The sequence below is a fragment of the Vibrio sp. 1978 genome, assembly GCF_033344345.1.
The window spans coordinates 1-527 of sequence record NZ_JAWPOP010000968.1 but is presented as its reverse complement, the minus strand read 5'-3'; the positions used below and the strand labels follow the sequence as shown (position 1 = coordinate 527).

At 44.0% G+C, this 527-nt stretch carries 1 protein-coding gene; it reads right to left on the bottom strand.

Annotated features, from left to right (window positions below; genetic code table 11):
- A partial coding sequence (locus R8N49_RS30145) for a 5'-nucleotidase C-terminal domain-containing protein (RefSeq protein WP_318190825.1) occupies positions 1–527 on the bottom strand: 527 nt, incomplete at both ends.

The following is a 527-nucleotide window of genomic DNA, read 5'->3' as shown; positions in this document are numbered from 1 at the left end:
AACACATCTTTGTATGTGATGTCACCAGCTTCAATAGAATCACGCACACCGCCTGAGTTCATCACTGCGAAATCAGCTTTTGCACGTTCCATATGAGCCGTTGCAATTAAACGACCTAGATTCGTCTGTTGGAATCGCACGACATCACGGTCACCTTCTAACTTACCGTTTGATTCCGCAATTTTCACATTCAGCTGGCTTTGGCCTTTTTCTTGGAAAGGACGAAGGAAGTCCAACATCGCTTTGTCTTGAGTAATTTCATCTTGAACAAACACACGTTGTGATTGACCATCCACGTTGATTTTTTTCTTCAAGTTTACAGGAATAAGATCGTAGCTCACCCTTGATAGTTCGCCGTTACGGAATTCGTAATCGGCACGGCCAACATATTTACCCCACTCATGCGCCTGAACAATGTAAGTACCGTTTTGTTGGTCTGGCTGACACTCATCACCCGGTTTAAAGTTCTTTTTGATAACGTTAGGACCTTCCATACAAACGGGCTCTTGTGAGTGACCACCCACAAT